Annotated in this window: 20 protein-coding genes; 5 read left to right on the top strand and 15 right to left on the bottom strand. The window is 42.8% G+C overall.

What is annotated here, in order from left to right:
• Nucleotides 1–50 precede the first annotated feature (50 nt).
• The 6 genes from DOZ58_RS17610 to DOZ58_RS17585 form a co-directional block, all read right to left on the bottom strand.
• Nucleotides 51–698, bottom strand: a complete 648-nt coding sequence (locus DOZ58_RS17610) for a DUF1638 domain-containing protein (protein WP_111889497.1) — start codon at nt 696–698, stop codon at nt 51–53.
• A 69-nt stretch (nt 699–767) separates the two neighbouring features.
• The gene (locus DOZ58_RS17605; RefSeq protein WP_111889496.1) at nt 768–3704 is read right to left on the bottom strand and encodes a methyl-accepting chemotaxis protein; all 2937 of its coding nucleotides are present in this window, start codon (nt 3702–3704) and stop codon (nt 768–770) included.
• 90 nt (nt 3705–3794) lie between these two features.
• Nucleotides 3795–5261 carry a BCCT family transporter gene (locus tag DOZ58_RS17600; protein ID WP_111889495.1) on the bottom strand — a complete coding sequence of 489 codons (1467 nt, stop codon included), beginning with the start codon at nt 5259–5261 and terminating at the stop codon, nt 3795–3797.
• Nucleotides 5262–5429: 168 nt separating this feature from the next.
• On the bottom strand, nt 5430–6233 hold the full coding sequence (locus DOZ58_RS17595) for a methyltetrahydrofolate cobalamin methyltransferase (protein WP_111889494.1): 804 nt from the start codon (nt 6231–6233) through the stop codon (nt 5430–5432).
• Between the two features lie 116 nt (nt 6234–6349).
• Nucleotides 6350–6982: a B12-binding domain-containing protein gene (locus DOZ58_RS17590; protein ID WP_111889493.1), complete on the bottom strand. Its 633-nt coding sequence runs from the start codon at nt 6980–6982 to the stop codon at nt 6350–6352.
• Nucleotides 6983–7090: 108 nt separating this feature from the next.
• A complete protein-coding gene (locus DOZ58_RS17585) occupies nt 7091–8548 on the bottom strand; it encodes a trimethylamine methyltransferase family protein (protein WP_111889492.1) in 1458 nt (485 codons plus the stop codon).
• Nucleotides 8549–8844: 296 nt separating this feature from the next.
• Here DOZ58_RS17585 and DOZ58_RS17580 point away from each other — a divergent pair, with 296 nt between their 5' ends.
• Nucleotides 8845–10107 (top strand): MFS transporter, encoded by a 1263-nt coding sequence (locus DOZ58_RS17580; protein WP_111889491.1) that lies wholly within the window; start codon nt 8845–8847, stop codon nt 10105–10107.
• A 256-nt stretch (nt 10108–10363) separates the two neighbouring features.
• Here DOZ58_RS17580 and glyA read toward each other — a convergent pair whose 3' ends face one another.
• From glyA to glp, 7 genes are all read right to left on the bottom strand, one after another.
• The gene (gene glyA / locus DOZ58_RS17575; protein WP_111889490.1) at nt 10364–11605 is read right to left on the bottom strand and encodes a serine hydroxymethyltransferase; all 1242 of its coding nucleotides are present in this window, start codon (nt 11603–11605) and stop codon (nt 10364–10366) included.
• 18 nt (nt 11606–11623) lie between these two features.
• Complete coding sequence (locus DOZ58_RS17570; protein WP_111889489.1) at nt 11624–11812, bottom strand: hypothetical protein; 189 nt, start codon at nt 11810–11812, stop codon at nt 11624–11626.
• Nucleotides 11813–12038: 226 nt separating this feature from the next.
• The gene (locus DOZ58_RS17565) at nt 12039–12476 is read right to left on the bottom strand and encodes an MOSC domain-containing protein (RefSeq protein WP_111889488.1); all 438 of its coding nucleotides are present in this window, start codon (nt 12474–12476) and stop codon (nt 12039–12041) included.
• Between the two features lie 17 nt (nt 12477–12493).
• Entirely contained in the window at nt 12494–12991 is a 498-nt protein-coding gene (gene moaC, locus DOZ58_RS17560; RefSeq protein ID WP_111889487.1) for a cyclic pyranopterin monophosphate synthase MoaC, read from the bottom strand.
• A 1-nt stretch (nt 12992) separates the two neighbouring features.
• Nucleotides 12993–13952: a GTP 3',8-cyclase MoaA gene (gene moaA / locus DOZ58_RS17555; RefSeq protein WP_111889486.1), complete on the bottom strand. Its 960-nt coding sequence runs from the start codon at nt 13950–13952 to the stop codon at nt 12993–12995.
• 28 nt (nt 13953–13980) lie between these two features.
• Nucleotides 13981–15921, bottom strand: coding sequence for a molybdopterin biosynthesis protein (locus DOZ58_RS17550; protein ID WP_111889485.1), 1941 nt, complete (start codon nt 15919–15921; stop codon nt 13981–13983).
• 39 nt (nt 15922–15960) lie between these two features.
• Nucleotides 15961–17184 (bottom strand): gephyrin-like molybdotransferase Glp, encoded by a 1224-nt coding sequence (glp, locus tag DOZ58_RS17545; RefSeq protein WP_111889484.1) that lies wholly within the window; start codon nt 17182–17184, stop codon nt 15961–15963.
• Between the two features lie 148 nt (nt 17185–17332).
• Here glp and DOZ58_RS17540 point away from each other — a divergent pair, with 148 nt between their 5' ends.
• From DOZ58_RS17540 to DOZ58_RS18760, 3 genes are all read left to right on the top strand, one after another.
• A complete protein-coding gene (locus DOZ58_RS17540) occupies nt 17333–18007 on the top strand; it encodes a HesA/MoeB/ThiF family protein (RefSeq protein WP_111889483.1) in 675 nt (224 codons plus the stop codon).
• 9 nt (nt 18008–18016) lie between these two features.
• On the top strand, nt 18017–18520 hold the full coding sequence (locus DOZ58_RS17535; protein ID WP_111889482.1) for a molybdenum cofactor biosynthesis protein B: 504 nt from the start codon (nt 18017–18019) through the stop codon (nt 18518–18520).
• Between the two features lie 180 nt (nt 18521–18700).
• Nucleotides 18701–18847, top strand: coding sequence for a hypothetical protein (locus DOZ58_RS18760; protein WP_204355435.1), 147 nt, complete (start codon nt 18701–18703; stop codon nt 18845–18847).
• Between the two features lie 53 nt (nt 18848–18900).
• On the opposite strand, the gene DOZ58_RS17530 is transcribed toward DOZ58_RS18760, so the two are convergent.
• Together DOZ58_RS17530 and DOZ58_RS17525 are read right to left on the bottom strand one after the other, a co-directional pair.
• The gene (locus DOZ58_RS17530) at nt 18901–19119 is read right to left on the bottom strand and encodes a YdbC family protein (protein ID WP_111889481.1); all 219 of its coding nucleotides are present in this window, start codon (nt 19117–19119) and stop codon (nt 18901–18903) included.
• Nucleotides 19120–19131: 12 nt separating this feature from the next.
• Nucleotides 19132–19380 carry a glutaredoxin domain-containing protein gene (locus tag DOZ58_RS17525; RefSeq protein ID WP_111889480.1) on the bottom strand — a complete coding sequence of 83 codons (249 nt, stop codon included), beginning with the start codon at nt 19378–19380 and terminating at the stop codon, nt 19132–19134.
• Between the two features lie 159 nt (nt 19381–19539).
• Here DOZ58_RS17525 and upp point away from each other — a divergent pair, with 159 nt between their 5' ends.
• A complete protein-coding gene (gene upp / locus DOZ58_RS17520; protein WP_111889479.1) occupies nt 19540–20169 on the top strand; it encodes a uracil phosphoribosyltransferase in 630 nt (209 codons plus the stop codon).
• The last annotated feature ends 9 nt before the right edge of the window (nt 20170–20178 follow it).

Here is a 20178-nt window from a genome sequence, read left to right as displayed (position 1 = left end):
CTAGAGAAACCTTATTGTCAACATTAATATTTTTAATACGCTTCTAATTCCTAATCTGCATGCCGAAATATTTCTTCCGTAATCGCTTCTCCTGGAGCTAATCGGATAAACCGTTCATCTTTGCAACCGCTTACCATCTCATCCAAAATACGAATATTTCCGGTAGTCTCATTGACTTTCAATCCTAATTTTTCAGCCATTGCGTCGCATTTATCTTTATCTTCCTTAGTTTCAACGCCAGTATGGATAAACAATAGATATTGATAATTTTTAAACATTGCCCTGGCAATTTTCAAAGCTCGTTTTTCGCCATATTTTTCTTTTATCCGATCATGTTCATAGCCAATTCCATCTTCGCCCCAAAGCCAGCCCTGAGAAACAAAGTAAGATGAGCAGCGCAGTGCTCCAAGATCGGTGTGATCATACAAAATCATCGCAATGCAGTCATCAACTCTGGGTATTACCAAAGGACATGATTTTGCCTGAATATCAACCAGTGCTTTTCCGCACAAGCCATAACATAGATAGATTATATCAGCATCTGTTTCAGCATCAATTGCATTTTGTATTTCAGTATGAAGCAGTTCCGGCGTGTTGTGGAGTTGCTCTTTAAGCCAGCGATATTCAAGATCTGGACAATCAAACATTGCTTCAATTTCCTTTTTTAAAACACTGCAGCCAATCATAACTTTTTTCATTTTTATACCCTTTCCTTGATACTCCCTGTGTACTTCTAACGTCGTTATCCAATATTAATTCTGTTTGCTTTATTGTTGTAACTTGAATACCCCTACCATCTGCTTGAGCATTTCAGCCTGACCGGATAATTCTTCGCTGGCCGCCGCGCTTTCTTCGGCGGTGGCGGAATTAGTCTGCACCACTTGGGAAACCTGTTCAATCCCCTGGGTGATCTGAGCAATTTCGGACGCCTGATCATTGGAAGCCCGGGCAATATTACCCACTAAGCTGGTGACCTTTTCAATTTCATTCAAGATCTCTTTGAGGCTTTCGGCGGTTTCATCGGCAATTTTTGTGCCCACGCCAACCTTCTCAATGGAGCCTTCAATCAGACCGGTGGTTTCTTTGGCGGCTTCGGCACTGCGGGCGGCCAGGGTTCGCACTTCTTCGGCGACGACCGCAAAACCCTTACCGTGCTGACCGGCCCGGGCTGCTTCCACGGCGGCATTAAGGGCCAGAATATTGGTCTGGAAGGCGATGTCGTCAATCACCTTAATAATCTTGGAAATGCTCTTGGATGATTCGTCAATATCACCCATAGCAATAATCATTTTTGTCATTTGGCTATTGCCCACTTCGGCATTTTTCCGAACCCGCACAGCCAGTTCATTGGCATCATTGGCCCGGAGGGCATTCTGTTTGGTTTCATCGGCCACTTCTTCAATGGAGGCCGTGAGTTCCTGGATCGAGCTGGCCTGTTCAGTGGTGCCCTGAGCCAATGCCTGGCCGCCATCGGAGATCTGTCGAGCCCCCATTTCCACTTGAACGGCGGCCACATCAATCTCGGCCATGGTGCTACTCAAGCTGGAACTGATGCCATTGAGTGCCGCTTTGATGGCCCGGAAATCTCCGGTGTAACTGGACGTTATTTCCTGGTCCAGATTTCCCTGGCTGATTTCTTCCAGCATGCTGGTAATTTCACCGACATAGCGCTTCAAATTAGCAATGGTCTGGTTCATGTCTTTTTTGATGATGGCATGATCCCCCTGATAATCGCCTATCATGATAGTATTGAGATTGCCCTCTGCCAGCTCTTTCAGAGTTTCTGAGGCTTCATTGATGGGCCGAATCAACGCTTCCAAAGTTTGGTTAAAACCTGCAATCACCTTGGCGTACTCACCTGCAAACTTATCCGGATCGCCTCTGAAACTGAGATCACCGGCCACGGCTGTTTGTGCCATCATCTGGGTCTCTTCAACCAGGGTTCTGATATTTTCCATCATCCCAATCAGACTGGGTACCAGATCATCCTTTTCGCTGCGCTTGCCAATGGCTTTCAAGTCCTCTAAATCGCTAAGGTCGCCGACTTCAATATGATTAGCAATATCGACGATTCCCAGCAGTTGGCTGTGGACCGAATTAATTTCTGCTCCAATTTGACCATAAATACCCTGATATTGTTGCTCAATTTTCTCACTTAAGTCGTTTCGACTCATTAAATCAAGCACTCGATTGCCTTCTTTTAGAGCACCTAATCCTTCAATACAAGCGTTGATGCTCTGTTTCAGGTTATCATACTCGCCAGCATAGGTTGTCGTTATTTTCTCCGGAATCTCGCCCTGACCGATCTTATCCAGGTATTCGGCGGTGATCTGAAGTGGTCCCACGACGGCATCGAAAGTCGCATTGACCCCTTCGACAATACTCCGAAATCCACCTTCAAATGCTTCGGCATTTCCTCTTTTTTGTAATTCTCCCGCCACGGCAGCCTGGGACAAACCCGTCGACTCCTGGATCAGATTCCGAATTGTTTCAATGGTTTGTTTCAGGGCCGGGTTGATTTCATCTTGTTCATCGGTAATATCGATATTGGCCGAAACATCCCCTGCTGAAATCTGCTTCATGGTTCCGATCACGACATGTTGTAAATCATCAGCAAACTCATCCATCACCGCAGCCATTTCGCCAATTTCATCTTGCGAATCAATGTTTAAACGCATCCCCAGATGGCCTTTGCGCATTTCTTTGATCATCCGATTCACATTCAAAATCGGTTTGGTGATCGAATTAGCGATTTTATAAAGGATCATCGCCAACACCATAAAAATAATTAGACCGGCAAGGGCAATCAGCAGGATATTTTTAGTGATGGTAGCCTGAACGCCCTTCATTGAATAGCCAATGTTTAATGCCCCCTGAAGTTCCCCATTGACGACTACCGGATAGACAATATCATAGACATTGACATTCTCATCCTCATAAAAATACTCTGAGGCATTCCTTTCGCCATCAATGGCGACCTTCTTAATCGCTTCATCATCTTGATAGCTTTTCCCGATATCGTTGCTGTCACTGTCGGCCACAGCAATCAGATTTTTATCAATAAAGCTTGCAAAGACAATGCTATCATCCGATGCCAGTTCATCAATGAGGGCCTGATAGCCAAACTTTCCGGTTAATTCCAGCACTCGAGTGGCCGAAACCCCGACCTGGACAAACTCCCCGGTGTTGCTTTTCAGATAACCGTATTTGAAGGATTTCTCACTGTCTGTATTCTTTCTGATATCTTCCATCAACTCCGGTGCGCCGCTGATCATATAATTATGGATAGGATCGCCCGGCTCGGCCTTCCAGCCCAGATATTCACCATTGGCAGCATTGATAATCTCCCCAGATGGATTATACCAATAGATATGATCGATCCCGGTTTGCGTGGCCAGCTGGCTCAGATAAGCATCGTTGATAGCACCGCGATTACCAATGATAACATTTCCAACACTGCGAATCTGGTTTTCTAGCATTTCGTTCATGGTTCTAACGGCCTCGGTGTTATCTTCAATCCGATCCACAAATCGCTGTGACGACGTGAAACCATTTCGCTCCATTTCGGCAAATAGACTGTTTCGGGTTAAATACGAAGAAATGCCACCAATCATTACTACCCCTGCTAATACACAGATCAGTGGGATGATCAATAGTTTTACCTGAATTGACTTAAATTTCGGAATTCTTTTGTTGCTCTCCATACCAATTTTCCTTTCGCTTACATCCAACCTTTTTCAATGCTCACTAACCATGTCTATGGCAAGTAGAAGCATCGTTAATCCTGTACTAATTTAGTCTTTTGTTTCTTTTTGCAATCCTTGATATAAGGAGATACACATCAGAATAATGATAATCAAAAATGGCAAAGCCATGATAATTGAGGTATTACGTATCGCTACCAGGCCCCCGCTGAAAAGCAAAACAATTGCTATCAACGACAGTAGGATGCCCCAGATCATTTTAATTTTAGTATCTGGATTCAAATCCCCATTTCTTGCGAACATGCCAATCACAAAGGTTGCTGAATCGGCGGAGGTAACAAAAAATGTTATAATCAACAAAGTTGCAATTATTGATATTACATTTCCTAATGGCAATTGCGCCAAAGTGGCAAATAATCCAACGGTGATATCATTAGTAACCTGAGCAACAATGTCAACGCCCTCGAATATTTCGAAATATAAGGCCGTGCCCCCAAATACCGTAAACCAGAAACAACAAAAAACGGCTGGCAGAATAACTACACCCAGAACAAATTCCCTGACGGTCCGCCCCTTCGAAATTCTGGCGATAAAGGTTCCCACAAATGGCCCCCAGGACAACCACCAGGCCCAATAGAAAATCGTCCAGGTGCCGATCCAGGGATCTTTTTTTAAGGGTGATAGAGCCAGGCTCATCGATAAAATATTCTCGATATAACCGCTGATACTCACAAAAAAAGTGTCGATAATAAATATGGTTGGTCCAAATATCAATACAAACAGCAAAAGCAACACGGCAATAATAATATTGGTGTTGCTGAGTATCTTAATACCTTTATTTAATCCTGTTGCTGCGGAAGTCAAAAACAAAATTGTGATAACCACAATAATAACAACCTGCGTGGTGATTGTATTGGGAATATTAAACAACGTATTCAATCCGCCATTCACCTGTAAAGCCCCCATCCCCAACGAGGTGGCAACCCCAATTACGGTTAGAATTAACGCCAGAGTATCGATGAAATAGCCTATTGGCCCCTTGATCTTTTCTCCCAACAATGGGTATAGGGTTGAACTGATCAGACATGGCAGTTTTTTTCGAAAGGTAACATATGCCAGTGCCAATCCCACGATGGCATAGATCGCCCAGGGATGAAAACCCCAATGTAAAAAAGTGTAGCGAAACGCCATCATCGCTGACTGCGTCGAGGACGGTTCAATCCCCATCGGCGGTTGAGCATAATGAAAAACCGGTTCAGCAACACCCCAGAATACTAGCCCGATCCCCATTCCTGCGCTAAAAAGCATGGCAAACCAGGAAAAATTCGAGTACTCTGGACGATCATCATCACCCCCCAGACGTATTTTTCCATATTTTCCAAAAGCTAGAAACAAGGCAAAAAGCAAAATTCCCAGACCGGTTGCCAAATACAGCCAGCCCAGGTCATTGGTGATCAATCCGAACAAACCATTCGTAAATGCTAATAAAGCCTCTGGAAACAAAAATCCAAATCCCAAAAAAAGCAAAAGAAAGACCAGTGAAGCATAAAATACCATTTCGTTTTCCTTTCTATTAATTCTCAGACTCAGTGTTTACACTTTTAGCTATTGTGACTGAGTAAACACCCTTAATTCACAGCTTGTCATAGTTCCGTTTCGACCAAACCAATGAAATGGAACTATGATAGCAATGAAACTGTAATCATATTTTTTAAACCACGCGTATTATTTAACCGCCCCAATCTGTCCCTGACGATATGCTTTACTATATTTTCGACAATGTTTATCTCTGCCAAGAAGTGCATAGGTTGCAAAAATCGTACCCATCATATCACGGTTCAGAGGATCCAATACTGCAGAATCCATACCTGCCTGAATAGCAAAAGCCATACAAGTTTTATTCAAAAGCGATCTTATCGGTAAACCAAATGACATATTACTAATAGCACCGGTTACATGAATAGTCGGATACGATTCCTTAATTTTTCTTATTTCCTCCGCAAAATTCAACATCGAGTTATTTGCCGTTGATAATGCCATCACACAGGGATCAATATGAATGCGATCTGGGGTTATTCCAAATTTTGCAGCTTTATCAACCATAATTTTAGTGATGTTCAATTTCGTTTCGACATCATTGGGTATGCCATTGTTATCACAGGTCAAGCCGACTACTTCCCAGCTATTCCCTTCTAATAATGGTAACAATACTTCGCATTTGTCACCTTCTTCAGAAATTGAATTGATCAAACCGGGTTTATTAGCATATTTGAAAACAGCTTCAATAACCTGTGGATTAGGGCTATCTATACCAAGAGGGGTCTCTGTTGCATCCTGAACTACTTCCATCAGCCATTTCAGGGTTTCGACTTCATATTCTGGTGCAGTACTTGCACATACATCAATAAAATGTGCTCCTGCTTCAGTTTGTTTAATCGCAAGATTTTTGATGAAATCAGCATCTCTTCTTTCGATGGCTTCTTTTACGGATGGAATCGTTCCGTTAATTTTTTCTCCAATTATGATCATGCTTTGTCTCCTTAAATTAAGCATAGAAGACAAGTAAATAGCGACTCATCTTCTATGTATTTGATTATCGTATTCTCTCAGTAATTACCGAATCACTCAACTTTTAATATAGATTTTTATGCTACCCAACCCTGGCATATTTTAACCCCTTCAGCAGCATTTGTTGTATACTGATCTGCACCAACAATCTCACAAGATTCCTTGGTAACGGGATTGCCTCCAATGATAATCTTTGAATCAATACCTTCCACTTTAATTAATTCTATTGTTTCTTTCATCGCATCAATAGCTAAAGTTAAAACGCCGCTCATTCCAATAATACAGCCCTTGTTTTCTTTTGCCGTTTTTACAAAAAGTTCTGGTGCAACGTCGATTCCGAGATCAATCACTTCAAATCCCGCTGCTTCTGACATGCTTTTAAAGATATTTTTACCTATATCATGGAGATCCCCATGGACCGTGCCAAGTATAATTGTTCCAGCAACAACCGTTTCACCACTTCCCAGAACTGGTTTCAAGACATTAATTGACTCTGTTAATAATTCTCCGGCAAAAATCAAATCGCCAACAAAATATTCGCCTTTTTCAAAAAGATCCCCAACCACTGCCATACCACTCTGGCATGCTGCAATGGCTTCTTGTGCTTCCGGCTCTGATGGATTTGAATCTATAAATTCCTTTAAAATGTCCATTACTTGTTCTTCTTCCAAATCTCCTACTGCCTGTGTTAATACTTTAAGATCTAACATATTTTTACCAATCCTTTTCTGTTTTTCGTTATTTCTTACGGTTTAATCCCTATTCATTTCAATCCAACAAGTCGCTAATACTCAACCTTCTACCATAAGTTTCTAAACTTAAAACTTTTCACTTTCCGGTAAATAACGATTTAGCATATCTTGTTGTTTTTTTGTTAATTTCGGTGCTTTATAATTTGCCAGCCGTTCCTCAACCTGTTTAGTAGCCCGCTGTCTAATGTCTCCTACTTCTTCAAATATGACGGATGGATCACCAGCCGTTTTATTGAAAATCGCCGATAAATGATGCTCATTTCGATACTCTTTTGGTGTTCTTCCGGATAGATAATTGCCTAACGGACCGGCTTTCTTTATTTCTTCAAATACTTTACTTGCGTGTGTATCGGAGATATCGATACCTTTGTTTAATCGCATCAAAATCCGGTTGACTTCTTCATCCAACACAAACTTTTCATAACTGCCCACCGCATAAGATTGTAAGATCCCGGCATTATTCAAAGCGAAATCAGATTTTCCTAGATAGGTAGTCATTAAAGTTGTCATCGTTTCCACACCAGCCTGATAGTCCGGTTTAAGCGAATCCGAACCACTTACTCCGGTTCTTACGGGCAATCCATAGTAACGTCCTAAAGCCAACGTTGACATCTGAATCAGTTGGGCTTCTGGCGAGCCAATCGCAATTGCCGTTTTTCGCATATCAGTTGGCGACGAAACTGTCCCATAAATAACCCCAACACCAGGATTAATCAATTGTGTTAATATAATACCAGCCAGAATCGTTGCATTGTCCTGAATAACTGAACCCATCAATGCTGCTGGTGCAGTAAGATTAGTCATTGAACAAGTAATAATTGTAACTGGCTGTCCTTCTTCAACAAGACCCATGATGTTATCCAGCACCTCATAAGAATACCCTAAAGGTGAAAGCGCACAACAATTTGTTAATAGTACCGGTCGATCCCAGATGTCATAGAACTCTTTATACAATTTAACAATATCTTTCGCAGCGTCCTTTAAACTTTGATTCCTAACATTTAAACTATTTGCAACGTTACCATAAGTTGGTCGATCAGAGTATTTTAGGCATAACGCCACCTGTGGAATATAAAAATTATCCTGGTTTTTGTCTAAATCTGGTGTATCATACGCTGAATTATTGACAAAGTCAGTTACATCACTGGTATGCATCAGTTTTAAGAATTTAACTACATCCGGTAGTAATGCGGCTCTGTAGGTATCATCTTCAAATAAAAACTTTGAAGGCCCGTAACAGCCAACTGTTTTTGGTTTAAAACGTTCTCCAATTGCAGTTTCTCCGGCACTCGTCGTTACAGTAAATGATTTTGGAGCTGTTGCCAATGCCTTATTTAGAAGTGCTTCATCAATTTTTACAATATTTCCTTCAACAGTTGCTCCATGCTCTCTAAATATATCAAGTGCTTCTTCACTGGCAAAAGAAATACCCACTTCTTTTAAAACTCTTAATGAATACTCATGCAACAGTTCCACATCGCGTGTAGAAACATATTTTTCATAAAAACGTCTGTTAATATACATTTCAAATAACCTCCAAGATTTTAATAAATACATGTATTTCGCAAGACAAATATACCATGCTTCCAAATCCATTGTCAACCCTGTTTTTTTGCTAAATTTAATTGAATTAATCGTCTACATTTAATAGGCTAAATTAGTTTTGTAAATAAACTCATATTCACCGCTAATTATTAAGGCGAATTTGTCAAAATACTAGCCAAATTATTCAAATCAAAAAAATGTTGACCGTTTACATTTATCGTGTTATAATTTTTGCACTAGACATGTATTTCGCAATCATGACCTAGGAGGATATTATGAAAAAATTTGGCTTTAGAAATGCGATGGTGTTTTTAATTTTAAGTGCAACGGTTGCTCTTGCATACCAATTACCGTTTTTGCGCTATACTTTTTACGATCAATTTGCGGCTGCATACCAACTTTCAAATATGGAAATCGGTATTTTGGCTTCGGCTTTAAATTTGACCTATACTCTATGCTACCCTATTGGTGGCTGGATGGCCGATAAATTTACCATGCGATTCCTAATTTCCACAACTTTGGCAGCTTTAGCGCTACTAACGTTTGCTTTTGCAATGACTACTAATTTCACAGTTCTACTCGTTATTCACATACTTTACGGATTCTTTGGCATTGCTACCTTGTGGTCTGCTTATCTGAAAGGGATTCGAAATTTAGCAAATAAGGAGAACCAAAGTAAAATGTTTGGTAGTAGCGAAGCTTTGCGGGGTGTCATTCAAACGATCATGGGTTTTGCGTTCCTTGCTATCGTTGGTTTAGCCGCCACTGAAGCTGCTGGAATGAAGGTGCTATTTCTCTTTGGTGCCGGGGTATGTGCAATGTTTTTTGTGCTGGCCTTGTTTTTTCTTCCAAAAACAGACATTAAACACGAAGAACATGCAACAACTAGCGAAACCAAATATCGAATTATCGATGTGCTAAAAAATAAAGGTGTCTGGGTCACAATCCTTGTCATTATGTTCTCTTATTTCACATGGGCTCTAGGCAACGCATATATGACAACCTACACCGTACAAGTCTTAAATATTTCAACAACTGCAGCTAGCGCCATCGGAATCGTAAGAAGCTATATCATTGTGTTGTTGGCAGGAGTAATAGGTGGATTCGTTATGGATAAGTTTACATTCAAAGGAAAAGGATTTGTCATCCTTTTTATAGCGATCATCGCAGCTATCATTGGCGTTTTAACAACAGCTAAAATAGTTGCATTAAGTGTCTTCTTAACCTTAGTAATTGCATTCTTGGCTAACGTCTTGAAATCAACCTATTGGTCTGTAATGGACCAGGCAGGTATTCCCATTGGAATGACCGGAATGGCTACAGGCATTATTTCATTTATCGCTTTTCTGCCAGATGCATTTTACGGTCCAATTCTTGGCAAGTGGTTAGATGATGCAAAGGCCGCCGGAGATATTGCCGCTGGCTTCAATCAAATTTTCATCCTGTTAGTTGTATGTGGTATTCTAGGGGTTCTTTCATCTATTTTACTAATTAAACGTACAAAAGAAGTTAAACGATTAGAAGAGCAAGCGTCTTAAAAAACGCTTACAATTAAATCAATACCAGCAAATAAAACGTTTTTTCTACTATTACCATTAATTAAGTTTAGGAAATCAAGCAAACACTATTTATTTTTAACCTGCTTCTAATTGTTATATTGAATGTGGATATAACAAGTTTTTCATTCATTCTCTAATTAAATATTAAATAAACACTAAGCACCCCAAGTTAAATTGAGGTGCTTTATATAAAAAAAGCGTTTAACAGAATAATATCTGTTAAACGCTTTTTTTGTTAACCCATCAAGCCCGGATATAAGGGATACTTTTCGGTTAAAAAGGCGACTTTTTCAAGCGCCAGTTCCATGTCTTTTTTAATCAGTGCCGCTTCGATTGCATCCGCTACCACTTCCATGTCTGCTTCAACCAGACCCCGGGTAGTAATGGCTGGCGTCCCAACACGGATTCCGCTGGTGACAAAAGGACTTTCCTTATCATAAGGAATGGCGTTTTTATTGGCGGTGATATTGACTTTCCCAAGGGTGTCATCGGCTTCTTTTCCGGTTAAGCCAACCTTGCTCACATCTAGTAGCATCAGGTGATTATCGGTTCCGCCGGAAACAATCCGAAATCCCCGATTTTCAAGGGCCGCTGCCAATACTTTGGCATTCTTGACCACTTGTTCCTGGTAGGCCTTAAATTCTGGTGTTGCTGCTTCTTTAAAGGCTATCGCCTTAGCTGCGATCATATGCTCCAGGGGACCGCCCTGCGTTCCCGGAAACACGCCCTTATCGATGAGTTTGGCATATTCTTTTTTACATAAAATAATGCCCCCTCTTGGACCTCGCAAGGTTTTGTGAGTGGTGGTGGTGACAAAGTCCGCATAAGGCACGGGACTTTGATGCTGTCCGGCGGCAACCAGACCGGCAATATGAGCCATATCCACCATCAGAAAACAACCGGCGGCTTTGGTCATCTTTGAAATGCGTTCAAAGTCAATAGCTCGGGGATAAGAACTGGCTCCCACGACCACCAGTTTGGGCTGATGTTCTTTAATCAGTTTTTCTATTTCATCATAATCGATGGTTTCTGTTACCTGATCTACACCATAAGAGATAAAATTATAATATTTACCTGATAGATTCGCCGGACTGCCATGGGTTAAATGACCGCCCTGATCCAAACGCATCCCTAAAACGGTATCGCCGGGTTCTAAAATCCCCATATATACAGCAGTATTGGCCTGAGCACCAGAATGGGGCTGGACATTAGCATGTTCGGCACCAAAAAGTGCTTTGGCCCGATCGATGGCAACCTGCTCAATGGTATCCACATGAACACAGCCGCCATAAAAGCGGTGTCCTGGGGTACCTTCAGCGTATTTATTGGTTAAATGGCTTCCCATAGCGATCATTACTGCGTCTGACACGAAGTTTTCAGAGGCGATGAGCTCTAAATGACTTTGTTGTCGATGCAATTCCTTTTCCATGAGTTCATAAATCTCAGGATCTGCAACTTTTACTTCTTCAAAAAACATAAATTCCTCCATAAAACTCTAGTAGTCATTTCGCCGATTTGAAAGCCTTTCGAGGGAAGCTGCAATACTTTTTAAATAGATCGATATTTCTTCAATTTTCACTTTGAAATAAAAAACAAACATAATGCCTGACATCAAAAAAAAGATCAGTAATACCGGGATGATACTCCAGGCCACTCCGGCCATACTATTTATAAATTCATTCATATTGTCCTCCATTAGGCGACTGTCTTCATCTGAAAGACACTTGTGCGGCAATAACATTTACTATTGTAACACTAAATTCTGATAATGCAAGTCGCATTCCATCATTTTTTTATGATTATTCTATCTCCGGAAAAATTTAAGGTATCTTTCGCTCAATGGTTTCCGTTACCGCAATTTTCATGTTTTTTTGTGTTGTTTTAGCGATGATCTTGATACTCCGGTCTAATCAATCCACCACTTCAATGACATCTCCGGCTTTGATGGTACCACCTTCTAAGATAATGGTAAAGATTCCCTCTCGTGGCATCACGCAATCCCCAACCTGCTGGGCAATTTCGCATCCGGCATGACATTCTTTGCCGATCTGGGTAACTTCCTGAAGCGTTTCTCCGATTTTTAACTTCGTTCCCACCGGGAGTTCATAAACACAAATTCCTTCGGTGGTGATGTTTTCGGCAAAATTTCCGGCACATAGTCCCGCCGCACCCATGGCGATCATCTTATCAATGCTCTCCTGGCCGAGAAGGCTGACCTGCCGATGCCAATTACCGGCATGGGCATCGCCGTCCAGACCAAAATCCTTAATAAAAATTCCAATTGGAATCGGTTTTTTCATGACACCTTTTTTCTCACTGATATTAATTGCAATTACTTTTCCACTCATGTTGTTTCTCCTGTTTTTTATTGATGATTGGGATTAATAAACTCGCCGGATTTGCCCCCGGTTTTCTTAGCCAGATAGATCGATTCAATGGTCATCTCTTTGTCAACCGCCTTGCACATGTCATAGATGGTCAGGGCGGCCACTGAAACCGCCATTAACGCCTCCATTTCCACTCCGGTCTGGCCGCTGTTTTTAACCGTTGCTTCAATTAGAATCCGGGAATTAACCTCATCGATTTTAAAATCAATGTCACTGCCGGAAATAAAAATATTATGACACATCGGGATCAGGTCGGCCGTCCGCTTAACACCCATAATTCCGGCAATTTGGGCCACACCCAACACATCCCCTTTTTTCATCTGCCCATCAATTATCTTTTGCAGAGTCTCTTTTTTCATCGTGATAGCCCCTTTGGCAACAGCCACCCGGGTGGTGCTTTTTTTCTCGCTGACGTCCACCATTTTGCTGCGACCAGCGTCATTAAAATGGGTGAACTCTAAAATTTCTTTGTCCATGTCATCCTCCAATTTCGTTCATATTTCTGCGCAACTGTTTTTCATGTTCGTTGATATGGTGCCTTTCCGGTTTTTCATTAATCGCCTGGAGTAAAATTTCCTGATAGCTTTTTCCTTCTTCTCGTAATGCGATAACATCAATCTCATTGTCTGAATGAAGACAGGGCTTGATCTTACCGTCGGTAGTTACCCGAATCCGATTGCATTCACTGCAAAAATGTTTACTAATAGGGTTAATGAGTCCCACTCTGCCTTTGGCACCGGGTAGCTGATAATATTCCGCCGGTCCGGTTTTATCCGGTTCCAGAAGTGGCATTAATGCAGGCATTTTTTTTAACACCTCATCGTTGGAGAGATATTTGTTTTCTGCAAAATCACTGGATTCACCCAAGGGCATTAGTTCAATAAACCGCACATCAACCGCTTCATTTTTGGTGTAATTCACAAAGGTCTCAATTTCATTATCATTGAAATCCTTAATCAGCACTGTGTTGATTTTTATTGGATCCATCCCTACTGCCTTGGCCGCGGCAATCCCCGCAAAAACATCTTCTAAATGACCCCACCGGGTAATTTCATGAAACTTAACTGGATCAAAGGTATCCAGACTGATATTCACCCGGTTTAAGCCGGCTTTCTTTAAATCTTTGGCGTATTTAGGCAAGAGAATCCCATTGGTGGTCATGGTCAGATCATCAATTCCGGGAATTTCACCGATTCGGCTAACTAGATCAACAATCCCATGACGCACAAGTGGTTCCCCGCCGGTTAACCGAATCTTGTTGACCCCCAGTGAAACCCCGGCTTTGATGAGATTCAGAATTTCTTCAAAGGACAGATTTTTCTGATGGGGATGTTTCACAATCCCTTCTTCAGGCATACAGTAAACACATCTTAAATTACATAAATCGGTGATCGAGATACGCATGTAATTTATTTTTCTTCCATAATAATCCTTCATCTGCTTCCCGCTTTCTCCCTTGTGATGTCTAGGGTTTAACAATTTCTCCCGGCTGTATTATTTCATATCCCCCCAGCTGCATAAGGGCTTCTTTAAATTCCTGGGATTTAAGCACATTGATGAATATCTGCACCCGGGGATCCCCCAGATTCTCTTTTAAAATTACAAAATCGTAGTCTTCATCGCCGATCGGGATAAAATCCAGTTCCATCATATTGGCGGCCGATAAAACCCCGATACCGACGTCGCAGGAACCGGATTTCACGGCCGAAGCGACCATCATATGGGTGTTCATTTCCCGTGTATAACCCAACACCTGACTATTATCAATCTTATTTTCTTTTAATAAATAATCCAACAGCACCCGGGTTCCTGAACCCCGTTGGCGGTTAACAAAGCTTAAATCGGTCCGGATCAGATCCCCAATTCCCTGAATATTCTTTGGATTGCCTTTGGGGATAATCATTCCCTGGGTTCGTTTGACACCTTTAATCAGCTCTACCGCTTCGTCAGCCAGATAGCGTTTTATATAGGAGCAATTATAAACCCCGGTTTCCTCATCGAGCAGATGGATCGGTGCAATATGGCACTCCCTTTTTTTGATCGCCATAATCCCGCCCAGACTACCCACATGAGCTGAAGACAGGTTCACCAGTTGCTTATTCTTATGGATAATATTGGCGACGATATCCATTAACACATCGTGACTGCCAATGGAAACCAGGGTATTTTCTATTTCTTCCCGGCGACGCATGAGAATCAGCTCGACCTCTTCCCCGGCTTCATAGCCTTCTACATTTTTGGGAATTTTTAAAATCCCGTCAGCATTCACCAGCGACATCGTGACACCGGCGCCGCGATCCAGTGGTGTTGCTATGAATCGCTGGTTCACCCGGCCACATTTCATCCGCACAAACTCCAGGTATTTTAGCGATGACATCAGCCGTTTGGACAGTATCGCTTTAATGGTAACACCTTCTGTTGTGGTCTGATGGTTAAAGGCCAGAATCACCGGCTTGACAAAGCTTTCAAAGACAAAGTAGGCGGAAACCGGATAGCCGGGAATGCCAATTACCGGTTTTCCCTGAACGATTCCCAAAACGACTGGTTTTCCCGGTTTAATGGCCACCCCATGAACCACCACTTCACCCAGTTCTTCGATCAGCTTGCGGGTATAGTCTTCGGTTCCGGCCGAAGAACCGGCCGAGATCAGCACCATATCGTTTTCATCCACGGCCTTAACGATCGCGTTTTTAATTAGCTCATAGTCATCTCGAACGGTTTGATAGCGCTTGGCTTCACCGCCGTATTCTTCCGCCAACCCGACAAACATATGGGTATTGGAGTCGATTATTTTTCCCACTGCCATGGCCGCTCCGGCTTCCACCAGTTCGGTACCAGTGGGAATAATCCCCACCCGCGGTTTGACCAAGACCTCAATTTCAGTAATACCGCCAGCTAAAAGGGCACCTAAATCGATCGGACGAACCCGATGAAAGGCCGGGATAATCAGTTCTCCGGCAACGATATCTTCACCAATCGGACGGACATGCTGCCACAGCGAAACCGGACTGTTGATGCTGACTTCATTATCACTTTTAATGATGACATCTTCAATCATCACCACCGCATTATAGGGATCAGCAATCACATCCCCGGTATCGACAAAATTAAAATCGGTCCCTTTTATCAGGGTCCGGGGATGACGTTCATCCACGCCAATCATCTCCATCGCTTCCACACAGATGCCATCCATTGCTGAGGCATTATAATAAGGAGACGAAATTTTCGCAAAAACAGGCTCTTTCGTCACCCATCCCAGGGCTTCGATCACTGGCAACAAGCGGCCTTTTTGCGGCCCTTTTTCAAAAGATAAAAAGGCCAGATATTTGGCCACCGCCACATCCAGATCTTCATTTTTTAAATATAAATTCCGTTCATCTTTTTTTCCGGTATTTTCGGTATTCATTCTCTCCTCCAGTTCTGATGCAAGTAACGCATAAGCTTTCTAAAATAGGGTCACTTCAACCCGGTCTCCGGCATTTTTCCCTTCTTCGTTTTCGGTTATTTCAATGTATCCGTCCGAATAGGATAACAGCGTAATCATCCCGGATTTGCCGTGAGTTGGCCGAATTTCAATGTCCTTTTCGGTTTTTTTAATGGCCACCGTCTGGAAGGTCCGTCGTCCTGGTGATGCGTGGATGTTTTCCATCAAAACCCCCTGGATGGTTTGGTTGTTAAAAGAATCCTGATCATAGTAGCGTTTCATAAATTCCTGAAGTACAATCATCAGTACCATAATAGCGGCTGCCGGCTGTCCGGGTAAGCCGATTACCGGTTTTTGCAAAACACTTCCCAAGATTGTCGGTTTTCCCGGTTTAACGGCCAGACCATGAAGAAGCACCTCGCCCAGTCCATCGATGACCTGAACGGTATAATCTTTTTCGCCCATCGAACTGCCACCAGAAAGAATGACCATATCACCGTTTTTTATTCCGAGCTCCACGGCTTTGCGAATCTCCTCCTGGTCATCTCTGGCATAAGCGGTCGAAATGACATCAGCACCCAAGCGTTTTGCCACTGCTGCCAAGGCTGGTGTGTTGATATCGATCACTTCCCCTGGCTTCGGCGTTTCTCCGGGCCGAATAATTTCATCCCCGGTCGAAATAATACTGAGTCGGGGACGCTTGTAAACCTCAACTTGTAAATAGCCCAAGGCCGATAAAACACCGATATCCTGGGGTCTTAAGAGATGTCCTCGGGAAAAAACCAGTTCCCCATTTCTGATATCATCACCAATGCGCATCATATTCTCATTGGCACCCGCATTGGTGTAAATGGCCAAATCTTTTTCACCCAGTTTTTCGGTATATTCAATCATGATCATGGCTTCAGTGCCGGCGGGCACCATGCCACCGGTAGGAACGTAAAGGGTTTCACCCTGATTAAGACTTTCAGTCGTTTCTTTGCCCATCTGGACTTCCCCGACAATTCTTAAAAACCCCGGTATAGCACTTCCCGCACCCTGAACATCGGTTAGCTTGACCGCATAACCATCCACCACTGATCGATCAAAGTGTGGGACATCCATGGTTGATACGATATCCGCTGACAATACCCGGCCTAATCCAGCGCTTAAATCAATGGTTTCTTTCTCTAAAGTTAATGCTCTAAATGTCTCTTTGATGATGTTTTTCATTTCATCAATAGTTTTTACCTTCAGCAACTCCATTTTTTCTCCTTACCGATCAATTTTTTTGTCTTCTTTCTATTCTAACGATTATTGTAAAAAAAAACAATATCATTCAGGACTTTAATTATTCGTTAAAAATTGTTATACTGATGTTAAATGTTAGATTGGGATACGAGGAGGTGGCACAATGTCACGTTATGAACGGAATTTTCCAGCTTTTTCCGAAGAAGACTTTGAACGCATCCAGCATGCAACGGTTTGTGTGGTGGGCTGCGGTGGTTTGGGTGGCTATATTATTGAGATGCTGGCCCGGGTCGGGATCGGTTCCCTTATTTTGATTGATGGTGATGTTTTTGAGGACTCCAACCAGAACCGCCAGATTTTTGCCACTGAAAAAAATCTGGGTACGCCCAAAGCCAAAGCCGCGGCAGCCCGGGTCAAGTTAATTAATAAAGAAGTGACGACGACCTGTTATCATGATTTTCTCAATGAGGACAACGGTTTGGCTCTGATCGGCGAGGCCGATCTGGTGGTGGATGCTTTGGATAATGTTCCCGCCCGGCTTACCCTGCAGACTTTATGCAAAGAAAAAAATATTCCCCTGATCCACGGCGCCATTGGTGGCTGGTTCGCCCAGGTAACCACGGTGTTTCCGGAAGATGATACCCTGTCCCGGCTCTATGCCGGTGAAAAAGAATATGACTCCAAAGCCTTGGGAAACCCTTCCTTTACTCCAGCCCTGGCTGCTTCGCTGGAAGTTTCCGAAGCCTTAAAAGTGCTCACCGGGAAGGAAGAAATACTGCGGAACAAGCTTTTGTATATTGATTTACTCGCCAACGACTTTTTTACATTTAATATTTAGGAGGACCTTATGTATAAAACTGGAATAATGACCTTAAGCGATCTGGGCTCAAAGGGCCAACGGGAAGACAAAAGCGGCCCGATGATTCATGCTATGCTTGCAGAGACCAACCTTTACGAGGTGGTCAAAACCATCATCCTGCCGGATGATCTGGAATCGATCAAAACAGCCCTGATGGTCTGGGCTGATGAGGATCATCTGGATCTGATTCTGACCACTGGTGGCACCGGATTTTCTGGGCGGGACTGGACCCCGGAAGCCACCATTGCCGTCTGCGACCGCTTAACTCCCGGAATCCCGGAAGCAATGCGCTACCACAGCATGCAGATCACCCCGAAAGCAATGCTCAGCCGCAGTGCTGCCGGCATCCGCAAGCAAACCCTGATCATTAACCTCCCCGGTAGCCCCAAAGCAGTTAAAGAAAACCTCGAAGCCGTTCTACCGGCGCTGGACCACGGTCTGCAGATGCTCTTGAGCAGCGGTTCCGCCAATTGCGCCGAACCCATCAAGTGACCTCGAAACCACGATTCCGCTTCGCTCCATCTTTGGTTCGTGAGCAGTCGCCAACTACAAGCAAGCTTGTGATTGGCTCGTTGCCTTCACGCAAAAAAGCGTATCTCACCAAAAGGAGAGATACGCTTTGTGTTCAGATTAACAGATAAGCCAGTACCGACAATTGTTACATCATGTTGTATGCATCGGAGCGGACACGGCATAGCCTGTCCGATTCTGCGCATTGGCAACGAGCCAATCACAAGTGAGCTTGTAGTTGGCGACTGCCTGCGACCAATGCGAAAAGAGCAAAGCGAATTTCGCATGGTGCAGCGAACAACAGATTAACAATTGGTCGGTACGGTAGTATTCCTCGCACCTGATTTTACTGCATCTTTTTACTAAAGTTCCATCCCATTAAGGATATCACGCAATTGGACCAGCTCATCGACAGTCAATGTGATCCCCTTACGCATTTTTTCGTGATCAGCATTCCAATCCCGAATATCATACTTGGGGTCCCGTTCATTCCAGCTCACCAGATTCAATTCTTTCTGCCATCCACTGGGTAATTCGCTGAGAACACCAATTTCTTCTACAACCTTAAATATTATCGCCATTTTAACCTCACCTTATAATAATTCATCGAGTTTACCACTAAACTCAATCTCTTTCAGTTCCGAAAAGCCACCAACAAATGTCTCCCCAATAAAGACAAAAGGCACCGTATAATGACTAGTCTGACTCTGCAATTGACGACGGGTCTGCGCATCATTGTAAATATCAATTTCCACATACTTCAACCCCTTATCATCCAGGAGTTGTTTTGCGGCTCTGCAATAGGGACAGTGGGCCCAAGTATATAATTTAATTTCTTTCATTTTTCAGGTCACCTTCCTTTTTAAAAGTTCTTGACACAAACGTATTCTTTCATTTTAACCCTTATTTCCCAAGTGTCAACAAATAATTCTTAAATAATTGTAGAATTATTCGATCAATTATCGTATTATTAATCTATTAAACGTTAAAAGGAGATTACCATGCAAAATGTAACGATAGTGGATCATCCACTTGTCATGCACAAATTAACTCACCTTCGCAAGATGGAAACCCCTTCCCGGGAGTTTCGAGAATTGGTGAAGGAACTATCCAGTCTGATGGCCTGGGAGGTGACCAAACATTTTCCGCTTAAAGAAATTGAAATTGAAACCCCCATTTGCAAAACCACCCAAAAAGTTCTGGCCGAAAAAGATGTCGTCATTGTCCCTATTCTACGGGCAGGTTTGGGAATGGTTGAAGGCTTCACAAATATTATTCCCAAAGCTAAAATCGGTCACATCGGACTGTACCGTGACCCTGAAACCCTCCAGGCGGTGGAATACTACAAAAAACTACCTTCTGATATTGCTGAAAGAGAAGCCATTATAGTCGATCCGATGCTGGCCACCGGGGTTTCTGTGATTCATACCATACGCCTTTTAAAAGAAGCCCACTGCCCCAATATCAAGGTCGTTCATATTCTGGCCTGCCCGGAAGGTGTCAAAGCCGTCACCAATGCTTATCCTGAAATCCCCATTTTTTGTGCCGCCATTGATGATCACTTAAACGACCATGCTTACATTGTACCCGGTTTAGGTGATGCCGGTGACCGACTTTTTGGTACAAAATAAAAAATCATT

Origin of the sequence: Acetobacterium sp. KB-1 (assembly GCF_003260995.1) — a bacterium.
GTDB classification, from domain to species: Bacteria; Bacillota; Clostridia; order Eubacteriales; family Eubacteriaceae; genus Acetobacterium; species Acetobacterium carbinolicum.
The sequence above is the reverse complement of the archived record's forward strand: the minus strand, read 5'-3'. Positions and strand labels throughout refer to the sequence as shown.

Bases quoted from the DNA above. Each gene is read 5' to 3' on its own strand.
- DOZ58_RS17610 (WP_111889497.1), bottom strand. From the start codon at position 698: ATGAAAAAAGTTATGATTGGCTGCAGTGTTTTAAAAAAGGAAATTGAA.
- DOZ58_RS17605 (WP_111889496.1), bottom strand. From the start codon at position 3,704: ATGGAGAGCAACAAAAGAATTCCGAAATTTAAGTCAATTCAGGTAAAA.
- DOZ58_RS17600 (WP_111889495.1), bottom strand. From the start codon at position 5,261: ATGGTATTTTATGCTTCACTGGTCTTTCTTTTGCTTTTTTTGGGATTT.
- DOZ58_RS17595 (WP_111889494.1), bottom strand. From the start codon at position 6,233: ATGATCATAATTGGAGAAAAAATTAACGGAACGATTCCATCCGTAAAA.
- DOZ58_RS17590 (WP_111889493.1), bottom strand. From the start codon at position 6,982: ATGTTAGATCTTAAAGTATTAACACAGGCAGTAGGAGATTTGGAAGAA.
- DOZ58_RS17585 (WP_111889492.1), bottom strand. From the start codon at position 8,548: ATGTATATTAACAGACGTTTTTATGAAAAATATGTTTCTACACGCGAT.
- DOZ58_RS17580 (WP_111889491.1), top strand. From the start codon at position 8,845: ATGAAAAAATTTGGCTTTAGAAATGCGATGGTGTTTTTAATTTTAAGT.
- glyA (WP_111889490.1), bottom strand. From the start codon at position 11,605: ATGTTTTTTGAAGAAGTAAAAGTTGCAGATCCTGAGATTTATGAACTC.
- DOZ58_RS17570 (WP_111889489.1), bottom strand. From the start codon at position 11,812: ATGAATGAATTTATAAATAGTATGGCCGGAGTGGCCTGGAGTATCATC.
- DOZ58_RS17565 (WP_111889488.1), bottom strand. From the start codon at position 12,476: ATGAGTGGAAAAGTAATTGCAATTAATATCAGTGAGAAAAAAGGTGTC.
- moaC (WP_111889487.1), bottom strand. From the start codon at position 12,991: ATGGACAAAGAAATTTTAGAGTTCACCCATTTTAATGACGCTGGTCGC.
- moaA (WP_111889486.1), bottom strand. From the start codon at position 13,952: ATGAAGGATTATTATGGAAGAAAAATAAATTACATGCGTATCTCGATC.
- DOZ58_RS17550 (WP_111889485.1), bottom strand. From the start codon at position 15,921: ATGAATACCGAAAATACCGGAAAAAAAGATGAACGGAATTTATATTTA.
- glp (WP_111889484.1), bottom strand. From the start codon at position 17,184: ATGGAGTTGCTGAAGGTAAAAACTATTGATGAAATGAAAAACATCATC.
- DOZ58_RS17540 (WP_111889483.1), top strand. From the start codon at position 17,333: ATGTCACGTTATGAACGGAATTTTCCAGCTTTTTCCGAAGAAGACTTT.
- DOZ58_RS17535 (WP_111889482.1), top strand. From the start codon at position 18,017: ATGTATAAAACTGGAATAATGACCTTAAGCGATCTGGGCTCAAAGGGC.
- DOZ58_RS18760 (WP_204355435.1), top strand. From the start codon at position 18,701: ATGCATCGGAGCGGACACGGCATAGCCTGTCCGATTCTGCGCATTGGC.
- DOZ58_RS17530 (WP_111889481.1), bottom strand. From the start codon at position 19,119: ATGGCGATAATATTTAAGGTTGTAGAAGAAATTGGTGTTCTCAGCGAA.
- DOZ58_RS17525 (WP_111889480.1), bottom strand. From the start codon at position 19,380: ATGAAAGAAATTAAATTATATACTTGGGCCCACTGTCCCTATTGCAGA.
- upp (WP_111889479.1), top strand. From the start codon at position 19,540: ATGCAAAATGTAACGATAGTGGATCATCCACTTGTCATGCACAAATTA.